This is a genomic window from Humiphilus diazotrophicus, from assembly GCF_059726315.1.
In genome coordinates this window covers 6,983,832-7,006,374 of record NZ_AP040870.1, presented here as the reverse complement: position 1 = coordinate 7,006,374, position 22,543 = coordinate 6,983,832, and the positions used below count along the sequence as shown (strand labels likewise).

Here is a 22,543-nt window from a genome sequence, read left to right as displayed (position 1 = left end):
CCGGGGTATCCCAATCTTAATAGACCTCCGCCCCGTTAGGGGCGGAACGAATCTCACTTCACTGGGTTGAGCAAGCATTCGTCCCGCACCTACGGCGCGGGCAATATTTATTTTGTACGTTACCCCGGGTTTCGCTACGCTTCACCCGGGGCTATTATCGGCTGCTCCCTCCGGGAGTAAAACCAGCTCACCGCCACCCGTTTTCATCACTGCTGCTCCTATTGAATGACGCCAGCGCCATCGAGCTTGACTTCCCTCACGAATTTTATCGTCGGGATATGGTTAAGAACCTTGTCCATGGAGGATTCTTTGACCGAATCCTGGTCTAGCCCGGCTCCTGTTTACCGTAATGTTCCTGTTGCTGCTACTTATACCGAAAGGTCCATAAATATCGCGGCATCGGTGACCGGACAAAGCTGAGCTCTAAATTGCCGTCCAGCTATCGCAACTCAAAAGCGTCCCGTAGGGATGCTGCGGTACTAGCCCCGGGTGAAGCGTAGCGCAACCCGGGGTAACCCAATCTTAATGGACCTCCGCCCCGTATGGGGCGGAACGAATCTCACTTCACTGGATTGAGCAAGCATTCGTCCCGCACCTACGGCGCGGGCAATATTTATTTTGTATGCTACCCCGGGTTTCGCTACGCTTCACCCGGGGCTATTATCGACTGCTCCCTCCGGGAGTGAAACCAACTCACCGCCACCCGCTTTCATCACTGCTGCTCCTGGCGATAGTAGATAATCAGATCTGTATTCACGGGTGTTCCGCCCAGTTGCCGAAGCATTCCCATCACCTGGCCGCGATGTTGCGAAGCATGATTTACCAGATGTAGTGCCACCTGCCATCTCGGCGACTGAAGCTCATCCCCTTTAGAAGTCCGATAGACGATCTCTTCGTCCCAATTGCTTTCGCCTGAAGCACAAGTAACCAGCTCATCTAGGAGCGGCTTCCATCGCTCTTCCAATGCAGCATAAGTTTCCGGCACAGGATTCGAAGAAAGGAGCGAATGCGCAACATCCCCTTTCAATCGCGCCGACCAGGTACTCTCGGCCTGATACATGTGTCCCAGCATTCCGTACATCGACCTGTACGAGGTGTTGAGATCCTTCTGTAGTTGCTCGGGAGTAAGCGTCCGCAGGAGCTCCAGCATCCGACTCTGAGCCCAACGATGATAACGAAAGTGTGTAGAAGCTATCGAGGAGAATTCAGTTGTGTCTGCCATAGGTATAGCCCAATGGAGCTAGTGTATATGCAACACCGACCAAATTTCCGAAGCCTTGATTTGGCCTCTGGCCTCCAAGCTCGTACACTGAATGCGTTATCAAACTTCCCATCGGCTTATCGGATCGGAGACGAACGAAGTGACGCAAGAGCAGAGCCTTCCAAACAACCTCTCTCGCCGTGGATTCCTAAAGGGAGCTGCGGCTCTCGCCATCGCTCAGACGGCTATTGCGCGTGGATTTGCGCAGAACTCCTACTCACAGCGCATATTGGCCTATGTCGGCACTTACACCGGAGCAGTTGGAAATGGAGGCAATGGAGAGGGCATCTATCTTCTCGAAATGAATCCGCAGACCGGGGTATTGTCGAAGAGCAAGCTCGCAGCAGAATCCGCCAGCCCGACATGGCTCGCGATCTCCCCCTCCGGACAATATCTCTACGCAGCCAACGAGGTCGCAAACTTCAACGGCAAGAATGGTTCGGTAAGCGCCTTTGCTATCGATCGCTCCAGCGGAGCACTCAAGCTGATCAACGTTGTCAGTTCTCAGGGTGCCGGTCCTGCCCACCTGAGCGTCGATCCCTCCGGGAAGTACGTCTTCGTCGCCAACTACATGGGTGGCAATATCGCGGTACTTCCGGTCCAGGCATCGGGAGCACTGGGAGAAGCAACCGATGTACATCAGGACGCAGGCTCCATCGGCTCTACTCACGCAATCGATGGACCTCCGGGAAATTTCGCGATTAGCGGACACGACGCGCCGCATCCACATATGATTCAGGCTGCTCCAGGAAATCGCTATGTACTCTATACCGACCTTGGACAGGATCGAATCTATATCAATAGCTTCGATAGCGGCTCGGGTAAGCTCACGCCTGCCAGCATGCCGATTCGCGCTATCCCTGCAGGAGACGGACCTCGCCACTTTGCCTTCCATCCGAATGGACAGTGGATGTACTCTCTGCAGGAAGAATCCTCGACATTAACATTCTTCCTCTTTAATTCGGGCTCAGGAGCGCTCGATCCGCAACAGACGGTATCGAGTCTGCCGCCAGGCTTTACCGGATCGAACTTTACCTCAGAGGTGCTGGTCTCTCCGGATGGAAGATATCTGTATGCCGCAAACCGCCTGCATGACTCGATATCGATCTTCACGATCAGCGCAACCGGGAAGCTGGCATACACCGGATATCAATCGACGTTGGGCGACTTCCCTCGGCATCTGAATATCGATCCTTCGGGGAATTATCTCTATTCCTGCAACCAGAAGAGCGATGCCATTACAAGCTTCCAGATCGATCACAGCTCGGGACTACTGACTCCAACAGGACAGTACACTCCGATTGGGAGCCCATCCTGCATTGTCTTTCTGGCTCTGTAAGCTGACGACAATTTCCCTTAATCGACATGGGGGATTATCTGTAACAGTAATGGAACAATAGCCTCCCGGAGGGAGCGCACAAAAATAGCCCAGTGTGGAGCGTAGCGGAACGCGGGGTTAGGAACCACATAAATTTATCCGCCCCGGCAGGGGCGGAACGAATCCGAATTCGATGGACTGGGAAAGATTTCGCCCCGCCACCTTCCGGGGCGGGCAATGTTTTGCTCGTTACCCCGGGTTCCGCTACGCTACACCCGGGGCTACTGTCATAGCATCCCTCCAGGATGCTTTAGGAAGCACGGTTACCGATACTGAAGCTTTCACTCTAGAACAACACATCGTCCAGAATTTCGGTCTGCATCCATGCCACTGGAGGCAAGGAGCCTTGAGGATTGTATTCCCACTTCCACGGCAGGCCGCTATCTCCCAAAAGACTTTCGACCAGTGCAGGAAAGATCGTCTCACCTCGCACGCTATTCGAGAGAAGCAAGATACACTGCTGCTTCTTCTCGGCACAGACAGCGAGATTATCCGTCCAATCGTCATGGCCGCCTTTATAGAAGACCTCTCCATAAGGGCCATGAAAGAGGACCATCCCCAGACCCGCAGATAATCCGATCTTCTGATTCTCGGGATCGGTATCCTTGCGAAGCGTCGGGAACTGATGAGCCGAAACGATAGAAAGCTGAGGCTTCAACATCTCCGCCCTGGAGGCAGCGGAGATTCCCTCTCCACGAAGAAAACCGGAGAGGAACTTCGCGTAATCGGAGATCGTCGTATCCATCGAACCAGCGGCACGAACGCTCGTACGCTGATGATGTGCTTCCCTCTTGCCGTGTTCGTCGTAGCCGGTCGATATGTTACTGCCGAAATCTTCGCGCCAAATCATGCTGGTTCGCGTCATGCCAAAACGGTCGAAGACCCGCCGCTGCATCTCCTTGCCAACGTCGAGCCCCAGGCCCTCTTCCAGAACAAATTGAACCAGATTGATTCCTTCTCCGGAATAGGCATAGCGAGTGCCAGGATCGAACTTGATATCAAGCTTGCCATCGTCATTCAAGGAGCGGAAGTTCGGAAAGCCGGAAGAGTGGTCCAGCAACATGCGAATCGTCAGCTTCTGCCAGCGAGGATCATTTGCTAAATCCGCATATTTTGGATATTCGGAAAGAGGCTTCTTGAGATAAGAAGCAATTGAACGGTCTAGATCGACTACCGATTCCTCTTTCAACTGCATAACCATATAGGCGAAGGCCAATTTAGTCAGAGAGGCCCCATACATTACGGTGTCCGTGTTGAGCGCCTTGTTTTGCTCAACGTCGCGCAGGCCATAGGCCTTCACATAGACAGGCTTGCCCTTCTCGATAAACGCAATCGCGAGACCGGGAACCTGTCCGGTCTCCATCAGACGCTGGACTTCCGAATCAATCTCCTGCGGCTGGAGTACGCTGCCGTCGAGCCGGTGAACCGGCACGGCAGACTGAGCGAGGACCATAGGTCCCATTGTCATCAGGAATGGCAGTAGAAGGAGTTTTCGGCCCTGTTTGGACAGTCGGGTCAACGGCATTGAGTCTTTGGTCTCTCCTGTCGGTCTACTTAATATTTACGAGCCAGCCTCAGTGTTTGTTCCCGGTACAACTTCCGCAACAAAGGATACCCGGTTGCTCAAACTCTCGAGGCGTCGGCGTACATCTGTAGAATCAACAGCTTCGGGGCAAAAGAGAATGCAACAGATCACCCGCCGGAATGTGACATCGACCGTCAGGATCGAAATCTTATGGCTCATGAATACTGATGCTCCAGCACGGACGGCAGGTTCAAACTTCTGCAGGGGCGACACCCCGGAGAACAGCATTTCCGCTTCCGGGAATACAGTTGTTGACTTTGCTCTCTTCCCGCGCTCAAGATTCGAGGCTAAGCTCGGAGGACGAGTCCAGATGAAGCTGAAGGCGGCGAAGCTCACACGAATTGCTCCCGAAATACCCGTCTCGAACCTGCCGGACGCGGTTGAGTATTATCGTCACAAGCTGGGCTTTCAGGTTGCAATGCAGATGCCGAGCGGCGACTATGCCATCGTCGAACGAGACGGCATTGCCATTCATCTCTTCCGTAACGAGCCCGAGAAACATCCTCCCGTTTCCATGCACATCTTCACGGAAGACCTTGAGATGCTGCATAGCGAACTACATGACCGCGGCGCGCGCATTTCGCAGCCGATCACCCGCAAGCCCTGGGGAAATCGGGAATTCCGCATCGAAGACAGCTACGGAAATCAGATCAAGTTTTCGGAGCCGCTGTAGCAAGTAGAAGCAATCCATGTGTATATAATGTTGTGCCATGCGTAAGATGCGGCTAGTGGCAGTCTGCGGATTCCTTTCCTTAGCGGTTCATACTCTCTATGCCTTTCCATTCGGACAGAACCACGCTTCTCCCTTCGATCGAGCACGCCCTCAGGAGACACAAGAGTTCCAGGCCGACTCTGTAAGCGCTCATCGTTTCGATAAGAGTTCCAAACTTGTGGTTGCAGATCTTACGCCGACTCAGATCGATAACCTGGTGCTGCTCGGAAAGGTCTGGGGATTCCTGAAGTATCACCACCCCCAAGTTACAGCGGGCAAGCTGCAATGGGATTATGAATTGCTCGGCATTCTGCCCTCGATCCTTGCAGCGCCGGATCACTCTGCGGCTCAAGCTGCCTTGCTCCACTGGATTCAGGGAATGGACGGAGTGCTTCCGTGTTCCCACTGCGCAAAACTGGAAGAAGCAGACCTTCAGCTCAAACCGAATCTAGCCTGGATCTCGAACGAAGCTCTACTCGGACGGGACCTCGCCCGAATGCTGCAGTTCATCTATCAAAATCGTGTACCGCACCAGCAATTCTATCTTTCGCTGGTTTCGGAGATAGAGAATCCTTCCTTCGATCACGAGCAAAGCTATGAGCGTGTAAGGTTCCCCGATGCAGGCTTCCAGATCCTGGCAGTGTATCGCTTTTGGAACATCATTGAATATTGGTATCCGAACCGGAACGTTGTAGGGGAAGACTGGGACAGCGTTCTACATGACTTCCTGCCGAGAATCGCGCTGGCCCCATCCTCGGTTGAGTATCAGCGGGAGATGATGGCACTTATCGCCAAGGTTCACGATACTCATGCAAACCTGTGGAGTTCTCTGTCAGTACGCCCGCCGGGTGGCGACTGCTGGATGCCGCTCTCAATTCGGTTTATCGACCATAAGGCCGTCATCACGCGTCTGGTCACCGCATTTACGACCTCTCCGCCGGACTTCAAGGTAGGCGACATCATTACCTCGCTCGATGGAGAACCAATCGACAAGCTGCTGAAATCATGGTCGCCTTATTATGCCGACTCCAATGAGGCTACCCAGTTACGCGACATAGCAAACTCGATGACGAATGGACCCTGCGGATCTGTATCCGTAGGCATTCTTCGCGGAACTAAGAACCTTAGCATTAAAGGAAACCGGCTTCCCTCCGCCCAGATTTCAGCTAGCCGACATACGCATGACATGCCGGGAGAAAGCTTCCGCATGCTCTCCGATCAGGTGGCGTATCTCAAGTTGTCCACACTGAAGAGCGACAGTGTCGATCAATACCTCCGGCAAGCAGCAAATGCGAAGGGGCTCATCGTCGATATCCGTAACTATCCCTCTACCTTCTCCGTCTTCTCACTAGGCTCGCATTTGGTAGAAAAGCCCACAAGCTTCGCGAAATTGACAGCTGCAGACTTATCGAATCCCGGAGCCTTCCACTGGATAGCCAGCATCGCCCTCGAGCCGGAAACACCTCACTACGCAGGCAAAGTGGTTATCCTCGTCGATGAATTAACGGTAAGCCAAGCCGAATACACAGCCATGGCACTTCGAGCTTCTCCGAACGCTGTCGTAATTGGAAGCACCACGGCCGGTGCCGACGGTAATGTATCGGAGGTTCCCTTACCTGGATCTCTGCGTTCAGCCATCAGCGGTATCGGAGTCTTTTACCCAGACAGCAGGCCGACACAACGGATAGGGATTGTCCCGGATAAAACAGTGATGCCGACAATTGAAGGGATTCGCAACCAACGGGATGAAGTTCTGGAGGAAGCCATACGCCAGATCCTCGGCAGCGGCATAACGACTGGTGCCATCGAAAAGATGACGCGTTGAAGCAGAGCTAGATTACAGGCGGAGACTCAAGAAACCGAATCCGATTCAGCATTGAGGTTTCTCAAGAATGCTTTGCAGCGCGGTACCTAATTCACTGATGGTGTGGCCCTTCAGTAACAATTGTCGTACACCGATTTCGACAGCCAGGGCCTGATCTTCTTCTCTAACATAGCCGGTGGTCAAAACGACAGGAATATCGGCCCGCACTTCGAGAATAGATCTGGCCAGATCGAAGCCGGAGAATCCCGGCATACAAAGATCGCTGATTACGGCATCGTAAGCGCAAGGGTTTTGCCTAAAGGCTTCCAGAGCTTGATTCGCATCATGAAAACCAGTAACTTCATAGCCCACCTTCTTGAGAATACGTGTTAACAGCCACACTTGTGGAGGCTCATCGTCTACCAACAAAAGATGATGCACAACCCGCTGCTCAACAGATCCGGTATTCTCCAGCATTCCCGGGGCCCTCACTCTCACCACTCAAACCTGAAGGACAGGCAGCAATCAGGCGGCCTGCTGGTTTTGAGACCTTTATATTAAACCACTTCAAGCAACATAGAACGAATCAGAATTTCTGACCCTTCTCCATGGATCTATTTAGGCAAACTGTTCCATTTCGAGTTAATACCATGCTCGTTATGAATTCAATTCCCGCAATCACCTCGACAGGATTTAGGATTACCTAAACACTAGAAAAAAGAGGTAGATCTGAGGAGGATGGCAGAGCTTTCACTCTCACTCGCCATTGAATTCGATCCGGCGCTGGAGAGATCAAGTAATTCTGTCTATAGATAATAGCGATTTACTCCCGAAGTTACTCCAGCATCGAAATACTGAGAACTTTTATGCGATGCAAAAATTACTCGCAGGACTTTGAACCGGTAGAAATTTACTGCTTGCAACATCTTCAGGCTTAAGTATGCGTTAATCAAATTTCCTATTTTGGCCGAAGATACTATTGGAGATATTTTCAGCAAGACGATTCGTATGACGGTCATAGGATTATCTTCCGACGCAATTCGACGTCGAAACGTGGTTGCAGAAGAAGGAAGAGGCAACCACACGATTGTCTTCGTGCATGGCTTTGGGACAAACCAGAGTGTTTGGGACTCTCAGGTCAACGCCTTCCGCGACCGTTTCCGGATTATGCGCTTCGATCATGTAGGCTGTGGTCACTCCGACGTTTCGGCCTACACGCCAAAACGCTATCGTTCCCTTTACAGTTATGCCAACGACATGCTGGAAATATGCACGGCACTCGAACTAAAGAAGTGCACCTTCGTTGCTCACTCGATGGGAGGAATGATCGCACTACTTGCTTCCCTGATGGCTCCTGAGTTCTTTCACCGCCTGATCCTCGTTGGCGCCTCTCCCCGCTTCCTGAACGACGTAGATTATGAGGGAGGCTTCTCAAAACAGGATATCGAAAAGATCTATGAATTGGCCTCGGAAGATTATGCCTCCTGGGCCGGCGGCTTTGCTCCGGCGATGATCGGCGAGGAGAATCCGGAACTTGCCGTCTATCTTACGCAAACGCTCAAACAGATTCGGCCGGACATTGCTCTCTCCATGCTGCGCATCATGTTCGAGTCCGATCATCGCAGCGAACTTCCGCAGGTACAGATTCCCGTTTCCATCCTTCAATCCCGCTCCGACGCAGCCGTGCCGGTCTTCGTCGGCCAGTACCTCCACCGGCAGATTCCGGGTAGCCGGTATCGCGAGTTCGACATCTCAGGTCATTTGCCGCATCTTACAGCTCCTAACCTGGTAATAGACGCTATCGAGGCCACTTTCGAATGATGATGACCACGCCAAGTTCAATGCGGCAGCAGGAAGGCCAGGAGAAATCTCCTTTCGAAAGATTGGCCCAATTTGCCGGCCATTCAGACTTCAGCGTCCTTGCCACTCTCATGCTGGCAAGAAAAGAAACCTCGGCAGACCTTGCCTGTGTTTTGAAAGTCCTTGATCCGCTCACCATCGAATGCACGGCGGAAGATCCTCAGGAAGGGCTCTGCTCGATCCTGACCATGTCATCCGTCTGCGACTTTGCATGCGGCGTCTACGATCCCGTTGTCATGGAAGATTATCCAAGCGATCCGCGAGCCAACCGGCTGCTCGTCCACTGGGGAGCCCGCTCCGTCGCCTTTCTTCCCGTTCAATCGGAAGAGATTTCAGCCGTAGTGCTTTTGGCATGGAAACAACCTCGTCCCCTCGGCGTCATGAATAAGCAGTTTCAACAACTACAGATCTGCTTTCAGGCACTGATTCCGCAACGAGATCTGGATTACCAGCTGAAGATTACCCAGGACCGGCTCTCATCGATTCTGGAGACCATTCCCCAGGGTGTAATCTTTGTCGACTTCGATACAGCCGAAGCGTGGATGAATGCCCCGGCTCGAGAATTGCTCGATCTGCCGTCGATCATCACTACGGCCTCTTCTCTTTCGAGGGCAATGCAACGTCTCCGGGAATCGGCACATAACATTCAGGGCACAAACTCCGATCAGCACACACCCGTTCGAGGCAGCTGGGTATGGACCTTTGGCGATCCACTTGCGAAGGTGATAGCCGTCGAGACACGCAGGCTCAATGTAGAAGGCCGCATCGGACAGCTTTGGGTCTTTCAGGATGTCACCGCCGACTACAGGCAGAAACAGGAATTAATCGAAAAGGGCAAAGCCCTTGCTCTTGCGAATGAAGAACTGGAAGCCTTTACCGCTTCCGTTACACACGACCTCCGCGCCCCGCTCCGCATCATGGCTGGATTTGCCGAGGCTCTCGAAGAAGACATCGCTTCCCTCTCGCCCGATGAAGTGAATTACCATCTGCAGTCCATCAAGGGCCAGACCAATCGCATGTATACCTTGATTGACGACCTGCTCGCCTTCTCCCGTTTAGGCAGACAGTCTGTCGCTAAGGAAACAGTCGATATGAACCGGCTGGTCAAGGAGTCGCTGGAGGGCCTGAGGCTTCAAGATCCGCAACGGCAGGTAGAGGTCACGGTAGCGGATCTTCCCGTTGCTCATGGCGATTCGAGCCTTCTCAAGCAGGTCTGGATCAATCTGCTCTCCAATGCCTTTAAGTACTCTTCGAAGCAGAAGGACCCTGCGGTTCAGGTCAGCGCAGAACAGAGCAACAGCGAAATCATTTATTCGGTTAAGGATAATGGCGTCGGATTCTCCATGGAACACGCCACCAAACTATTCGGAACCTTCCAGCGACTGCACCAATCTCAACAGTTCGAAGGAACAGGCATGGGCCTGGCCATCGTCCAGCGCATCATACAGCGCCACGGCGGCAGAGTCTGGGCCAACGCCGCCGTAAACCAGGGCGCAACCTTCTATTTCGCGCTGCCCAAAGAGTAACTTTTTCAGATACCATAATCGCGCAGGAAGATTTCGGTAACCGTGAAGAATCTAATTTCTTAAGCGTCTTCCATCTACCGCAATGAAGCAGCACTTCGCCCCAGCGGGGCGAATCGGTAATAGCCCAGTGCGGAGTCCGCTTTGCGGACGAAAGCGCTGGGTTAGCTCAACCCAAAACCCCGCCGCCCCGTATGGTGGCGGCACGAAATTCTCCACAAATCTTAAGTAAGGAGATTAGGATTCGTTCCGCCCCTACCGGGGCGGATCAATTGAATAGGATTACTAACCCCGCGTTCCGCTACGCTCCACACGGGGCTATTTTCGTTCGCTCCCTCCGGGAGGGTATTGTTCCCTTGCTGTTAATGATCCATACAATGCTTCAACCACGCTCGCACTCCCTCATACCTTGCACCATATGTGGGTAACCTCCGGTCTCCATGCCCTCCACCTGTTCCGCCTTCAGCAGAACTGGGTGGTGACGACCGCTGGCGTTGGGGGCTGTTCTATGTCGATCGCTCCGATCCAGTTCTTTTCGTGCAAAGCCGCTGTGGAACAGGCTACTCACTCAATTACGGAAAGCCTGTAGCCTGGCCGATTGCCTTTGCAATCGCAGCCTATCTGTTTGTCATGCTGTTCATTACTTCTCACAGATAAGACGTCTTTGAACGGAATAGGCCCAAGGGGCCGGTACCAAACGTCAGCCCAGTCTGCCAGGACTGGGTAGGAAATACAAAACAATATCCGAGCGCTGGAGGCGCGACACTCGAGATCAGGTGCCGCGCCGCTAGCGCTCGGATATGTTGTCGTCTATCGACCCAGTCCTGACGGACTGGGCTCATGTTTAGCCAGCGGCCTTCCAGGCCTATTTATCGTCCAGCGCAAACGGCTGCGGCTAAATCCTTCAGCAGTCCGACGGTTTCCTTCCAATCGATGCAGGCATCGGTGATGCTCTGCCCATAGGTGGGACACTGACCAGGAACCAGCTTCTGTGCACCGGCGACCAGATTGCTCTCCAGCATGACGCCGATGATGCGCTTATCGCCGCGCGCAACTTGTCCGGCAACATCGCGGCAGACTATTCCTTGTCTGGTGTAATCCTTGCTGCTGTTCGCGTGGCTGCAATCGATCATCACGTGAGGAGGAAGCCCCGCGCCCTCCAAACGCTTGCAAACCTCATCGACTGCTTCAGCCGTATAGTTCACCATCTTCTTACCGCCGCGCAGAATCACGTGGCAATCGGGATTCCCAAGGGTCTCGAAGATCGCTGTCTGCCCATGCTTCGTATGTCCAAGGAAGGTATGCGGCTGCGCAGAGGAAAGAATCGCGTCGATGGCAATCTGCACATCGCCCGACGTAGCATTCTTAAAGCCCACAGGACAAGAGAGTCCAGAGACCAGCTGGCGGTGAATCTGGCTCTCCGTCGTTCTCGCACCGATTGCGCCCCAACTAACCAAGCCAGCGACATACTGCGGAGAGATCATGTCGAGGAACTCATTTCCGGCAGGCACACCCATCTCGGCAAGATCCAGCAGCAGATGGCGCGCAATCCGCAAGCCATCGTTGATCTTGAACGATTGGTCGAGATGAGGATCGTTGATCAGGCCCTTCCAGCCAATTGTCGTACGCGGCTTCTCAAAGTAGACCCGCATGACGAGCAGCAGCTCTTTTTCAAACTCCTCCTTCACATCGCGCAGCAGGGCCGCATACTCGCGCGCAGCCTTGGTGTCGTGAATGGAGCAGGGGCCAACAACCACAACCAGGCGCTGGTCCTTCCCTTTCAGAATGTTGCAGATCTCCTCGCGGCATTGATAAACCGTCGACGATGCCTTATCGGTGATCGGCAACTCTTCTTCGAGAAATACCGGAGGGAGAACAACTTTCGTCCATTTAATGCGGAGGTCGTCTGTGGGGTAGAACATTGGTCTTTATGATTCTGCTGGGACGGAGCATACCGGTGCCTGGCCCCGGAAAGAACTTGATCCTTTCTCTTCTGTTTAATCATTAATCTAACAGCCTCAAGGATGGCCGGACCAATCGATCTCGAATTCACCACCAGGAAAGTCCGCAATCGCAGAAAATGAATCGCCATTCGCCGGTAGAAGCAGGTGACGGCAAGACAGAAGCTTCTCGGGATAAATCTTCGAGCAACGGGCTTGAATTTACCTGTATTCCATTGAAAACGTTGCGTTTACACGATTACCGGGAAGGCGGACCCTGCATATCCTCTTCGGCCCAATATCCCGTTCTTGCTTTCACCAGGTAGTCAGGATGATTCTTCACCCGCACGGTCAGAGGATGCAGCCCTGTCTGCGGCACGACGGGCTGGAAGCTCAGCAGATAACGATTCGGGAAGTGGTTGGCTATCGTGTTCAAGCTTCTATCGAACTCTTTTTGATTATCGAAGCGGATGTACTCGCCACCCGAGAGATCCGCTATCTCTTCTGCCGCATTCTCTTTCATCCCATTGATGGCCATGTTGAGCACCGGAGTGAGATTAAAGTACGCGACCACGGGAGGAAGAAAAACCGAGAGATTATATGGCTTATTCGTATGCCCACCGTGGGCCAGCTCGTCCTTGAGCTGCGTCTTTGCCGGAGAAAAGGCCAGGCTATAGACAGCGGTGTTGCTCGCGCCGATGGCACGAACCAATTCTTCATGAGTGACATGGCTGCCGTGATCGCGCGTCTCGCTTACCAGCAGAATAGCGCGACGATACTGGGACGGTTGCCGATCGAGCATCTTCAGCGCAAAGGCGACAGCATCGAAAACAGCGCCGTCGTTGTCCCCATAGGTCGGCCGCTTCATGGCCTCGCGAACAGGATCGAGGCTTGCAGCAAAGTTCGTAACAAGCTTTGGTTTGCTGTCAAAGGTAACCAGCGCAGCGCGAACAGAAGCTTCCCCCACGATGCTTTCCATCATGGTGCTCAGACCGCGAAGATACTCAAACTGCCGGGGACCGGAACGACCGTTCTCAAGAACGACAACCAAGGCAAGCGGAGGCGTAGACAGACCCTCATCAAGACGAATCTTCTGCTCAACGCCGTTATCCGTAACGATGAAGTCGCCAGCAGTCAAAGAATAGACGAGCTCTCCCTGCGCATCCTGCACCAGGGCAGGCACAAGCACCAGATTCGAGCGGGCCCGAATGTCAGGAGCCGCATTCTTGGCAGGAGCGGCATCTTGCCCCGCCGCCGATTTCCCACTACGCACTGCAAGAATCGCAAGAAACAACCAGCAACACAGAATCCGGCCGCGCAACTGCATCCTTCACCATCCCTCGAAGCCATCCGCAATAAACTGCCTGTCTATTGATAGTCTCGGGAGTCGGCGATACGCAAATCGGCGACAACGTGAAAAGGACTGTTCCTACCCTGCCACAGCTTGTTTCTTCTTGCCCTTTTCCCTCTTCTTGATCTGCTCCGGATCGGGAGCCTTCTGATAGGCCGGCTCTATATCTTTGGGAATGATGATCCGCTTGCGATCTTCTATCTTCTCCAGCTGCTCAAGATCGGGAGCACTCTGATCGTCAAGATTCAAATCGTCACTATTGATCATTTCTTTCTCCTCGAAGAAAATCGGTAATCCGTTTGAGAATTGGCTCTTTCGCTTTCGTCTCGTGCTCATCCTCAATGGACAGTACCGCATTCGCTGACCATTGTGTATTCTTGCGTGCAGCCTCTTCTGCGCTCTGCGCATGCGCAGGAACTCTATGGCTGAAGAACTGCCAGAAATTCGATCTGCCCAGTTGGGCCACACCAATTCTTAATGCGGTCGCAGAATCGTCTACCGGCAGAATTGCGAAGACTTCCGTGCTGATAGGCTCTCCTGGTTCAATCCAATCATGTTCGGTAAAGATCGACGATGTAAGCTCCAGTTCCTTCAGGCTTACACCATCGGCGCTGTTGCTGTCTTCGCTGTACAACGCATATGTAATACCGCTTCCCATCTGCTCCAGAATCACTTTGGAAAGCCCTACATTCTTAGCAACCACAGTAGTTGTAACGTGAAGCGATCCTTCAACTTTTCTAAGTTTGCCGGTAACGGAAAGCTCCAGTCTTGACTTAAAGGTGCGGCCGCGCAAATAGTTCATCCACGCCCAGGCACCGCCAACTATAACAGCGACAAGCTTCAGGATCTTGTCCCATTGGTCGAGCGAGGGCCAATGATGTGCAATAAACTGAAAACCTTGCTTCCAAATCGAAAAGGCATACAAGCACTCTTGCATTTGTCGCGAATGGTAGCACGAAACGAGCTAATCTTACGGCAATTTCCTGCCTTCTATATAACGACAGGAGTTTGAATCACTTGCGTGTAAGACCGCGAAAACATAAGGCCACAGTCCACGCATCCGACACTTTCATTCACCATCGGATGTAGTTTTTCTTCGTTACACAACTCGACGGAGAGCGGCCCAGGCACCAGACACTTTGGCTTACAAACAGCAAAATCCACCAAACTCTGTCTTATCTATATTCCTCTAACATTGATTTGCAGAAACAACGCAGGTATGAGATGATCCCCAGCCGGTAAGCTATCCCCGGCGTTTTGATCCTGTTCTTTATTGGCAAGACTGGAAGATCGATTGCAGTAACTCAGGATCGAAGAAGTTACGCAGAAGGAAGATATTTTCGATCTCACTTCAGTCATCTCGAAAGGGAAACTATCGATTCTCCGTTACTCATTGTGGACAGCACTCCCAATGGATATCCGTCACGATAAGTTGTGGCCGATAGCTGTTACATATAGGAGTGTTGCCAGAATATTTTTAACCTTTAACAAACCACGGAAGGGGAAATATGTCTCTCTATAACATTCAGAACCAATGGGGCGGCTCTGTTGCTCCCTGGCACCCCGGTGGCATTTTTAACATTGGCAACCGTGGCTCTCAATTACCAGTCGCCCTGCAGATTAACTCAAACGACGGCGGCACAACCTTTTCCGGAACCATGACCTACACAGGCGAAGGCCCTATCGGAGTTCGAGCAACTCTGGTTACGATGAATACCTACCACGTAGAAAACCAGTGGGGTGGCTCGACAGCTCCCTGGCATGACGCGGGATTCTTCCTGCTCGGTGGACGCAATGGACAGAATGCGATTGCCTTCGACGTCCGCTCCACTGACAACGGCAAGACCTTTACCGGAACCATGACCTACGCTGGCGAGGGACCGATCGGCTTCCAGGGCTCCTTTGCCGATGGCTATGCCTACAATGCAGCAAACCAGTGGGGAGGTGCCAATACTCCAACTCATCCGGGCGGACAGTGGGTTCTCGGCTGCCGTGCCAATCAACCCGTCATCGCACTCGCAATATCGAGCAATGACAATGGCCAGACCCTCACGGGCACAATGACTTACGCGGGAGAAGGCCCCATCGGCTTCCGTGGCACTCGCACGATGGCGAACACCTATCAGGTCGAGAATCAGTGGGGAGGCTCAACAGCTCCCTGGCATCCGGGCGGACAATTTGTTATTGGCTGCCGCGGCGATGCACAAGGCGTAGTAGCCGTGAATGCTCAAAGCACTGACGGTGCTAACCTGAACGGCACCATGACTTATAACGGAGAAGGCCCGATAGGTCTTACCTTGACTACGGCTTGGGCTGTTCCCAACGCACAAGCGGTACAAACACGCTTAGCAGCAGCTTCTTAGTCTAAAACGAACGGCCATGAATAGCCGCTGTTCTATGGCGGTCTATCCATGGCTGTCCGTGGTCATGCCCGTATCGTAAGCTCCAGCAGAAGCGTCGCTTGCCGCTTCACTCCTCTACATGACGCAACTTAAAGCATTTCCCGAAATACTGTAAACTTTCCAAGTTAGATGAAGAGCGGCTTTCTTTGGCGGAAAGCCGCGCCAACTTCTATTACTTCGGTCTACATCTTTTCGGGAAATGCTATAGGGCGCGAAGCTTCGAATCGCTCAAACCAGGCAATCAATTCTCGATCTGTCTGTTGGCGAATCAGATTATCGATTGCCATGATGGCAAAGAGATGCTGAATCGGCTGCTCCTTTGAATTCCCTGCCATCTCGCGCACCCGGTCGAAGAGAACGCCTCTGGTCGCACCGCGTCGCAAAGCCTGAGCACAATCGTGAGCAGCCGCGCGCTCTTCGTCGAGACCTTTGATAACGCGCTTGATCCACCCCAGTTGATCGGGACCGGCGCAAAGTCCATCTTCAAAGAAAACCGCGTCCAGCTGCAGTTCCACTTCTCTCCATTTTGATTGCACGGAGATCGGCCTGACGCGACGAGTCAGCAGATCGCGCGGCGCAGCCTCTTCTTCCGGCAGCACATCGGAGTTGTCGCCGTAAAGATCGTGTTCGGTAATCAAACGTCTGGATCCGGGAAGAATGGCTCCATAGCGTTCCGGTATAACGCCTGCCGTTCCGCGCAACACGTCGAATTGACCGCTGGAACCAAGATTGTTGAAAGCTACCTGATGCTTCCTGCCATCCAGGGCAGTAAATTCCCAGATGTAGGCAAGCGCAACAATAGCCTTATTGCTTTGATTACAAAGGATTGCAGCGAAATCGAGGCCCTCGTCCGGCAATAGTCTCAGCTCACAGGCCCGTATGCTCTCCAGCATGGAGGAGAAGCGAGAATCTTCAGGCAGAACAAAAAGGACACCATGTCGTGCGAGATCCTGGTAGGAGGTCGTTAACATTTCAGCTTTTCTCCGGTGGACTCGCTAGCAGTCTCTCTCTTTCTGACGAAAGAAACAAGCAAAGGCTTTACCGGAAGAGATGATTCGTACCGAATCGGCGCAGAAGTGACACATCAGGGGATAACTACGGAAAACGATCATGACGAGGTGGTATCGATTTGTGTTAGGGCATGGCTGTAGCCGTGTCGCTGGTCGCGGTAGGGATGCGAATTACTTCGCACCCCCCGCACAGATCCGGACGTGAGGATTTCCCTCATCCGGCTCCTGCCTTAGGTCCTAACGCGCACGCGACACGAAGGATAAGGGTGACAGATACGGACTGGAGGTAGCCAGCGATGGATGAGCCGCTGCATTCGTTCCCAGATCACGTAGCCGAGTTGGCTGCGCCGGCATAACATCCGGTGCCAGTATCGACTAACTTGATTGCGAAAGACCTGCAGCGATGGACTGTTAGTAGGCACTCCGTAATAGCGCATGTGCCCTCTAACTACCGCCTGCAACCATCGCCCTACCGTTTCCATCGGATCATGCATGCGTCTCCGTAGTTCCTCTTTGATGGCCCTCAGCTTCGCACGCATGCGCTTTCGGTTTGTCTGCCGCAACACCGTAAACTTTCCTTTCCTGGTCTTTCCGCAGATATGCGTGAAGCCCAGATAATTGAACGTCTCCGGCTTCCCTTCGCCGCTTTGTTCCCGATTTCTGGCCGCATAACGTCCAAACTCCAGCAACCGCGTTTTGCCCGGGTGCAGTTCTAGATTGAACTTCTTCATCCGTTCTTCCAGTTCTTTCCGGAACCGCTCGGCCTCCATCTTCTCCTCGAATCCTACGACTATGTCGTCGGCGAATCGCACCACCATCATTTCTCCGCGTGCGTTCTTCCTCCGCCACACCTGGATCCAAAGGTCAAAGACGTAGTGCAGGTAGACATTTGCCAGCAATGGCGATGCACTGCCTCCTTGTGGCGTCCCCCGCTCACTCACCGTCAGCTTTCCGTCTTCCAGCACGCCTGCGTTTAACCATTTCTGGATTAGTCGCACCACGCGCCGGTCTCCTATCCGGTGCTCGATAAACTGGACCAGCCAGTTCTTCGACACACTGTCGAAAAAGGCTCGTATGTCCAGATCTAACACCCAGTTCACTGGTTTCTCCATGATCCCTACATAGAGCTGATCCAACGCTTGGTGTTGGCTTCGCCCTGCTCGGAATCCATACGAGAACTCTGCAAAGTCCTGTTCGTAGATCGCATTCATCACCTCTACAACGGCTCGTTGGACTATCTTGTCCTCCAGCGCTGTCACCCCGAGCGCTCGTTGTCGCCCGTCGGCTTTCGGGATATACGTTCTCCGTACTGGCTTCGCTCGATACGCTCCTCGCTGCAGTCTATGGGACAAGTCCTGGAGCTTTTCTCCCAAGTTCTCGCCGTAGTGCTGCCACGTCTCCCCATCCACGCCGGGTGAGGCCTCTTTCTTCAGTTGTAAATAGGCCCACTCCAGCATCTCCAGCTTATAGACGTAGTGGAACAGCGCCGTAAATCTGGTCTCTTTGTCCTTTCTTGCCGCTTGCCGTACCCGCTCCAGCTCTCTTTGCACGTTTCCCCGGCTCTGCGTCCGGTACGTGTTTTGCTGTTGCGGATTGCCCTTGGCCAGATCCCGTCCCTCCATCCCCTCCGCTGCCGGTTTCCCGTCTTTGTTCGGAGACTTCCCTGGTACCTTGGATCTGTCCGACTTCCCGTGTTCGTTCATCATCTGCTTCTGTCCTTGGACTTCCAGATGCGGCCCGTGTTGCTTCTCTCGGGCGAACCCGGGATCTCCCGGTTCCCGTGCTTAGCGCGTCCATACGTGCCAGGGTCTTCGACCTCGCGGGACTCTTCCGTACCTCGCTTAGCGGCACCTCAGATGTTGCCTTCCGAACAAACTCAATTCGTCGGCGTCCCGAAGTTGAATGTAATTTCGCGGCTCTATTGCCCGGCCCGCATTTTCCCCTGTCCAACGCTTCAGCCAGTCCCTCTCGGGCCTCGCCGCATGACTTGGGGCCAGTGTGGTTTGCTACTCCTTCACTGCGTGACTCTTTCATTCACTACGCTATGCCGGTCTCCCGGCGCTTTCGAGTTTCTACATCTAGAGGAAGAAGAAGTAAGAAAGATGAGCTGTCTCGTGGTTCAGCTTGTTTTGTACCGCCGGCGTCCTCGCCGGCTGTCGTGGAGGGTCTCCAGGCCCTCCACCAGGGATGAGAGGAATAGAACGACACTTCCCTTTTCCTATGCTGCATCGCCTGTGTGGGCGAGGACGCCCACACGACAGCCGGCCTGGAGTCCGGCGGTACTCCGTCCACGGCAATCTTTTCGATGAGCCATGGACTTATCTTAGAGCGCTGACCCAATCGCGGAACCTGGAGATTCAGTGCGGCAAAACACCTTGCGCAAAGATTAATTGGAAACTCGCAAAGAACCTGCCACCCTACTCTGCTTCGCTAGCAGCCAGTTCAGATTGATCTTCTGACGAAACAAAACACGTTGAAAGGGACCGTGATTGTCATCCATTCGCACGTAGTAGAGGTAAGGCGAATCGGTAATCGTTACAAAATTCGGATCTGCCGATTTCGGATCGATCAAAGAGAAGTACGCGTACGACCAACTCCCTTCAGGTTCCCGCCGCAACATCTGATTCAAAGTCATCGCCAAGGCAGGCTTGCTCCAGTGCACAAAATCCGGAGACGTCGTGAAGTACACGCCCGCCGGTCCATAGGCGGTTTCCCCTGGCGTAAACTGCGTTCCAATAAACAGGTGAGAAGCGGGATGATAATTGAACCCGGTCAGGAACTCTATATTGGGCACCGCTACGCAGACATGTGATGCCGGATCATTGATTGGTGCGCGATAGGGATCGGCAAAGGCAACATCGAAACCTTTACCATCCCATCCGCGCCATGACGACGGATCAAGAATATTCGACGTACGAATAGGGCACGTGCCGCCGGGATTCAAGCAGGGATGCTGACCTTTGCCGCTTCCGCAATTCGGTGGCCAGCTCCATCCATTCACGGCACCGTAGTACCACTCTCCGACCTTTACGATATTGGCATCGACGCTATAGCCTTCGGGACCTTGGTTTACAACATACCGGTAAGGAAGACTTACAAAGTAATTTGCCGGTGGTTGCGGCCGGTAGAAATGATAGCCTCCATCGTCTGACAGATTGTATGTCTGCACGTTATACCAGCAAGCTACATTGTCCGTCTTAGTTGCGCATTGACCATGCTCCCAACCGTGATATTCCATGTGCCCCAGCGCCACGATCCGTCTGCCGTCGATGTTGTAAAACGCATTGAGCCAGGTATAGTCGTTGAAATCCGCAATGTTGCCATCGTGCGGTGTTTGATAAACGATCTGACAATTATGTTTTGCAGTGTCCAAGGTTGGGCCGAGTCCTGCTCGGGTCACATAATGTGAAGCAATCAGATGAACAACTCCCTTGTAGTCACGGAAGGATCGAGCCGCAGCATCGGGAATATCGATTTGCTCACAAGCATCCCGCCGGGTATCAAACGCCGCTACGGGTGCGCCCTCCAGGAGGTTGGGCGTAGGCGGATCGGGCGGCCACTTCGGCGCGGGAAACAGAAAGTTACCCGAACCCGCAATTGCACTGTTCGCAACATTTCCGGCAATCGCGATTCCGTGAACATAAAGCCTCTGATGCTGAAAGGTTCTCAACAACTGATTGGGAAGGGCTATGCGAAACCGGTGCTTGCCACCATTCGCGTCCTGGCATTCCCGATCCACAGCTGCCTCATTCGCTAAATCTGCCGTACCCGCAGTAACAAAAGACCCAGCAGGCTTGCTATCTGCAGCATGACCAGCATAAACATGAACGGCGATAGAACCACGCTGACCTTCTTGGCAGGCCCAGCCTGAAACATAATATTGATCACCGCTGAACTGGACAGTATCGATAACACCCGTTACCGGGCCCACACGCTGGCTCTGCGCTTGTATCCCCGAAGTATTTCCAATGAATGCTGCTCCCAGAATTGCAATCGTGACTAACTGCTCGAATAATCTTCGCCTGCTTGAGAAGATAAGCATTCCGATACCTCGATCACAGGTGACACTACTGCGAGCTGTCCGATTCATAGCATTGAAATGCAACCACAAGCAGAAAGCCGCTGATTTCTAAAACCCCAAGAAGAGGACGCAAGTTGCGGACGAAACGATGAAGAGGAAGGAATCAGCACAGGAAGGTGGCGGTTTCTGACCGCCACCCACTTCGCACCTTGTTCCTCTTTGCCATACCACAATGACAAATGTAGAATTTTCTCCCGTCAGACCGCATGAGCCGATTCTTGATTGAGTCGGAGCACCACGTTGCATATGGGCTGGAGCCGCTCCGCGATGAGGCGCTCTTGGCGTTTCATCAAGAGCATCCTCAATACGGAAGCCATTACTGCTACAAGCATTATTTGTGAAAGTGCTTCTAGCTAGGGACCTACTTGCACGGATACAGTGTCTCCCCCCTCATCGATCCAATACGCATCGGAATAGGTGCCTGTCCATGAAGGATCGAATAGCACCTGGATATCTCCTACAACGGTATAAGTGTGACCAATATTGATCGATTCGATCACAACCACCGACCCACAGCTTCCACTAAATTGTGAATAACTATTATCGCAAGATGAATAGGAATTGCCGGGCGCATTGGAGTCAGCTAGAAGAGTGTTCCCGTCGTAAAGTTTTGCCTCTGACGCCTGCCCAACTACAGCATAGACCCCTGGGCTGACTAAGCCACTCTCCTCATAAGCTTTCAGGTAAGTGGTGTTTCCTACCAGACAGGCGGTACCCTGAATTCCGTATGGGTAATCATGGCTGGAGCACTCGTCGATGGGACCACTGGATTGGGCGGTTACTCCGGTTGGTTGAACAGCAAGCTGCGAGGCATGGAACGTTAGCGGCTTAGGTGAGAAGAACTGCACTATAAACTTCTCCAGCGTTGCCTTATTCCGCGGCGAAAGTTGGAGAGCCAGGTTGCAGATCTCTTTGTAGATCAGCGTCTCCCGCTGGGCCAGGAGCGCTTGCGCCTGTTCGACGTTAGCCGAAGTGTGCTGTAAGGCATTTAGATGTGTATCGATCGCCTTCAATGAGAGAACCAGCCTCTGCGACGAGGTGCGGATGGGCTCATAATCCGCATCGGAGAAACCGAGCCTGGTTTGCAGGTCGTTACGAAGAGGATTTCCGTCTCTGCCATCGGACTGGAGCTTAGCTGCTGTGGCATCGAGGACGCTCTGATGCATCAGAAAATGCGAATAAAAACGAGCGACGGACATCGGCACTTTCGAAGAAGTACCGGGTTGGCTCTGCGTCTGCTGCCCGAAGGCTCTGGATATGCTTGCGAATCCAAGAAGCAGCAAGAGCAAAAGTGAAATCGATTGAGCATTTCGGAAGAGGTTTATCGGTCGAATCATTCCTTATCTCCTCAGAAACACACAGATCCAAATCGAGCAGGTGAAATACATTCGCGAAAGTTTCGTTCATTAAAGGAGAGGGGGCTTTGTTTCTTTCATCTCGCTAGACGCTGTACCGTGGCAATTTTCTGTTGCAGCTTAGCCGTCCGCTGATCTGCACGATGCGGGCTGTAACGGCGGAGCTGGTTGTAGTGATAACTCCATTTCCACCGTTGACCGGATCGGTCCCTACTGTCTGAACTCTCTTCAACGGCATCGGATACTAGGGTGTTGGAAATAGCTCTGTCAAGACTTATTGA

At 53.0% G+C, this 22,543-nt stretch carries 17 protein-coding genes; 6 read left to right on the top strand and 11 right to left on the bottom strand.

The genetic code is table 11. The features are described 5' to 3' along the window. Window positions 1–712: 712 nt before the first annotated feature. Window positions 713–1,222: a DinB family protein gene (locus AC6I7T_RS28045; protein WP_497791127.1), complete on the bottom strand. Its 510-nt coding sequence runs from the start codon at window positions 1,220–1,222 to the stop codon at window positions 713–715. Between the two features lie 139 nt (window positions 1,223–1,361). Between AC6I7T_RS28045 and AC6I7T_RS28040 the strand changes: the two genes are divergently transcribed. Then, window positions 1,362–2,600 carry a lactonase family protein gene (locus tag AC6I7T_RS28040; RefSeq protein WP_497791126.1) on the top strand — a complete coding sequence of 413 codons (1,239 nt, stop codon included), beginning with the start codon at window positions 1,362–1,364 and terminating at the stop codon, window positions 2,598–2,600. A gap of 325 nt (window positions 2,601–2,925) precedes the next feature. On the opposite strand, the gene AC6I7T_RS28035 is transcribed toward AC6I7T_RS28040, so the two are convergent. After that, the gene (locus tag AC6I7T_RS28035) at window positions 2,926–4,164 is read right to left on the bottom strand and encodes a serine hydrolase domain-containing protein (RefSeq protein ID WP_497791125.1); all 1,239 of its coding nucleotides are present in this window, start codon (window positions 4,162–4,164) and stop codon (window positions 2,926–2,928) included. Window positions 4,165–4,321: 157 nt separating this feature from the next. Here AC6I7T_RS28035 and AC6I7T_RS28030 point away from each other — a divergent pair, with 157 nt between their 5' ends. Beyond that, the gene (locus AC6I7T_RS28030) at window positions 4,322–4,897 is read left to right on the top strand and encodes a VOC family protein (protein WP_497791124.1); all 576 of its coding nucleotides are present in this window, start codon (window positions 4,322–4,324) and stop codon (window positions 4,895–4,897) included. Window positions 4,898–4,934: 37 nt separating this feature from the next. Continuing rightward, window positions 4,935–6,761 carry a S41 family peptidase gene (locus AC6I7T_RS28025; protein ID WP_497791123.1) on the top strand — a complete coding sequence of 609 codons (1,827 nt, stop codon included), beginning with the start codon at window positions 4,935–4,937 and terminating at the stop codon, window positions 6,759–6,761. Between the two features lie 45 nt (window positions 6,762–6,806). Here the strand turns inward: AC6I7T_RS28025 and AC6I7T_RS28020 are convergent, their stop codons facing one another. Continuing rightward, complete coding sequence (locus tag AC6I7T_RS28020) at window positions 6,807–7,217, bottom strand: response regulator (protein WP_497791122.1); 411 nt, start codon at window positions 7,215–7,217, stop codon at window positions 6,807–6,809. A gap of 486 nt (window positions 7,218–7,703) precedes the next feature. Here AC6I7T_RS28020 and AC6I7T_RS28015 point away from each other — a divergent pair, with 486 nt between their 5' ends. Then, entirely contained in the window at window positions 7,704–8,561 is an 858-nt protein-coding gene (locus tag AC6I7T_RS28015) for an alpha/beta fold hydrolase (protein ID WP_497791121.1), read from the top strand. Further along, window positions 8,558–10,126: a sensor histidine kinase gene (locus tag AC6I7T_RS28010; RefSeq protein ID WP_497791120.1), complete on the top strand. Its 1,569-nt coding sequence runs from the start codon at window positions 8,558–8,560 to the stop codon at window positions 10,124–10,126. The genes AC6I7T_RS28015 and AC6I7T_RS28010 overlap by 4 nt, the downstream gene beginning before the upstream one ends. 866 nt (window positions 10,127–10,992) lie before the next feature. On the opposite strand, the gene AC6I7T_RS28005 is transcribed toward AC6I7T_RS28010, so the two are convergent. From AC6I7T_RS28005 to AC6I7T_RS27990, 4 genes are all read right to left on the bottom strand, one after another. Then, window positions 10,993–12,045, bottom strand: coding sequence for a 3-deoxy-7-phosphoheptulonate synthase (locus AC6I7T_RS28005; RefSeq protein WP_497791119.1), 1,053 nt, complete (start codon window positions 12,043–12,045; stop codon window positions 10,993–10,995). Between the two features lie 277 nt (window positions 12,046–12,322). Then, the gene (locus AC6I7T_RS28000; protein ID WP_497791118.1) at window positions 12,323–13,390 is read right to left on the bottom strand and encodes a VWA domain-containing protein; all 1,068 of its coding nucleotides are present in this window, start codon (window positions 13,388–13,390) and stop codon (window positions 12,323–12,325) included. A 102-nt stretch (window positions 13,391–13,492) separates the two neighbouring features. Beyond that, a complete protein-coding gene (locus AC6I7T_RS27995) occupies window positions 13,493–13,681 on the bottom strand; it encodes a hypothetical protein (protein WP_497791117.1) in 189 nt (62 codons plus the stop codon). Further along, on the bottom strand, window positions 13,671–14,351 hold the full coding sequence (locus AC6I7T_RS27990; RefSeq protein ID WP_497791116.1) for a hypothetical protein: 681 nt from the start codon (window positions 14,349–14,351) through the stop codon (window positions 13,671–13,673). The genes AC6I7T_RS27995 and AC6I7T_RS27990 overlap by 11 nt, the downstream gene beginning before the upstream one ends. Before the next feature lie 571 nt (window positions 14,352–14,922). Here AC6I7T_RS27990 and AC6I7T_RS27985 point away from each other — a divergent pair. Beyond that, complete coding sequence (locus AC6I7T_RS27985) at window positions 14,923–15,777, top strand: lectin OAA family protein (RefSeq protein ID WP_497791114.1); 855 nt, start codon at window positions 14,923–14,925, stop codon at window positions 15,775–15,777. A 221-nt stretch (window positions 15,778–15,998) separates the two neighbouring features. Here AC6I7T_RS27985 and AC6I7T_RS27980 read toward each other — a convergent pair whose 3' ends face one another. The 4 genes from AC6I7T_RS27980 to AC6I7T_RS27965 form a co-directional block, all read right to left on the bottom strand. After that, window positions 15,999–16,787, bottom strand: coding sequence for a hypothetical protein (locus tag AC6I7T_RS27980; RefSeq protein ID WP_497791113.1), 789 nt, complete (start codon window positions 16,785–16,787; stop codon window positions 15,999–16,001). Window positions 16,788–17,056: 269 nt separating this feature from the next. Beyond that, a complete protein-coding gene (ltrA, locus tag AC6I7T_RS27975) occupies window positions 17,057–18,532 on the bottom strand; it encodes a group II intron reverse transcriptase/maturase (protein WP_497791112.1) in 1,476 nt (491 codons plus the stop codon). A gap of 680 nt (window positions 18,533–19,212) precedes the next feature. Then, window positions 19,213–20,868, bottom strand: coding sequence for a hypothetical protein (locus AC6I7T_RS27970; protein WP_497791111.1), 1,656 nt, complete (start codon window positions 20,866–20,868; stop codon window positions 19,213–19,215). Between the two features lie 392 nt (window positions 20,869–21,260). Then, window positions 21,261–22,244: a hypothetical protein gene (locus AC6I7T_RS27965; RefSeq protein ID WP_497791110.1), complete on the bottom strand. Its 984-nt coding sequence runs from the start codon at window positions 22,242–22,244 to the stop codon at window positions 21,261–21,263. Window positions 22,245–22,543 lie beyond the last annotated feature (299 nt).

Bases quoted from the DNA above. Each gene is read 5' to 3' on its own strand.
- AC6I7T_RS28005 (WP_497791119.1), bottom strand. From the start codon at position 12,045: ATGTTCTACCCCACAGACGACCTCCGCATTAAATGGACGAAAGTTGTT.
- AC6I7T_RS27995 (WP_497791117.1), bottom strand. From the start codon at position 13,681: ATGATCAATAGTGACGATTTGAATCTTGACGATCAGAGTGCTCCCGAT.
- AC6I7T_RS28010 (WP_497791120.1), top strand. From the start codon at position 8,558: ATGATGATGACCACGCCAAGTTCAATGCGGCAGCAGGAAGGCCAGGAG.
- AC6I7T_RS28045 (WP_497791127.1), bottom strand. From the start codon at position 1,222: ATGGCAGACACAACTGAATTCTCCTCGATAGCTTCTACACACTTTCGT.
- AC6I7T_RS27965 (WP_497791110.1), bottom strand. From the start codon at position 22,244: ATGATTCGACCGATAAACCTCTTCCGAAATGCTCAATCGATTTCACTT.
- AC6I7T_RS27970 (WP_497791111.1), bottom strand. From the start codon at position 20,868: ATGCTTATCTTCTCAAGCAGGCGAAGATTATTCGAGCAGTTAGTCACG.
- AC6I7T_RS28025 (WP_497791123.1), top strand. From the start codon at position 4,935: ATGCGTAAGATGCGGCTAGTGGCAGTCTGCGGATTCCTTTCCTTAGCG.
- AC6I7T_RS27985 (WP_497791114.1), top strand. From the start codon at position 14,923: ATGTCTCTCTATAACATTCAGAACCAATGGGGCGGCTCTGTTGCTCCC.
- AC6I7T_RS28035 (WP_497791125.1), bottom strand. From the start codon at position 4,164: ATGCCGTTGACCCGACTGTCCAAACAGGGCCGAAAACTCCTTCTACTG.
- AC6I7T_RS27980 (WP_497791113.1), bottom strand. From the start codon at position 16,787: ATGTTAACGACCTCCTACCAGGATCTCGCACGACATGGTGTCCTTTTT.
- ltrA (WP_497791112.1), bottom strand. From the start codon at position 18,532: ATGATGAACGAACACGGGAAGTCGGACAGATCCAAGGTACCAGGGAAG.
- AC6I7T_RS27990 (WP_497791116.1), bottom strand. From the start codon at position 14,351: ATGCAAGAGTGCTTGTATGCCTTTTCGATTTGGAAGCAAGGTTTTCAG.
- AC6I7T_RS28030 (WP_497791124.1), top strand. From the start codon at position 4,322: ATGCAACAGATCACCCGCCGGAATGTGACATCGACCGTCAGGATCGAA.
- AC6I7T_RS28020 (WP_497791122.1), bottom strand. From the start codon at position 7,217: ATGCTGGAGAATACCGGATCTGTTGAGCAGCGGGTTGTGCATCATCTT.
- AC6I7T_RS28000 (WP_497791118.1), bottom strand. From the start codon at position 13,390: ATGCAGTTGCGCGGCCGGATTCTGTGTTGCTGGTTGTTTCTTGCGATT.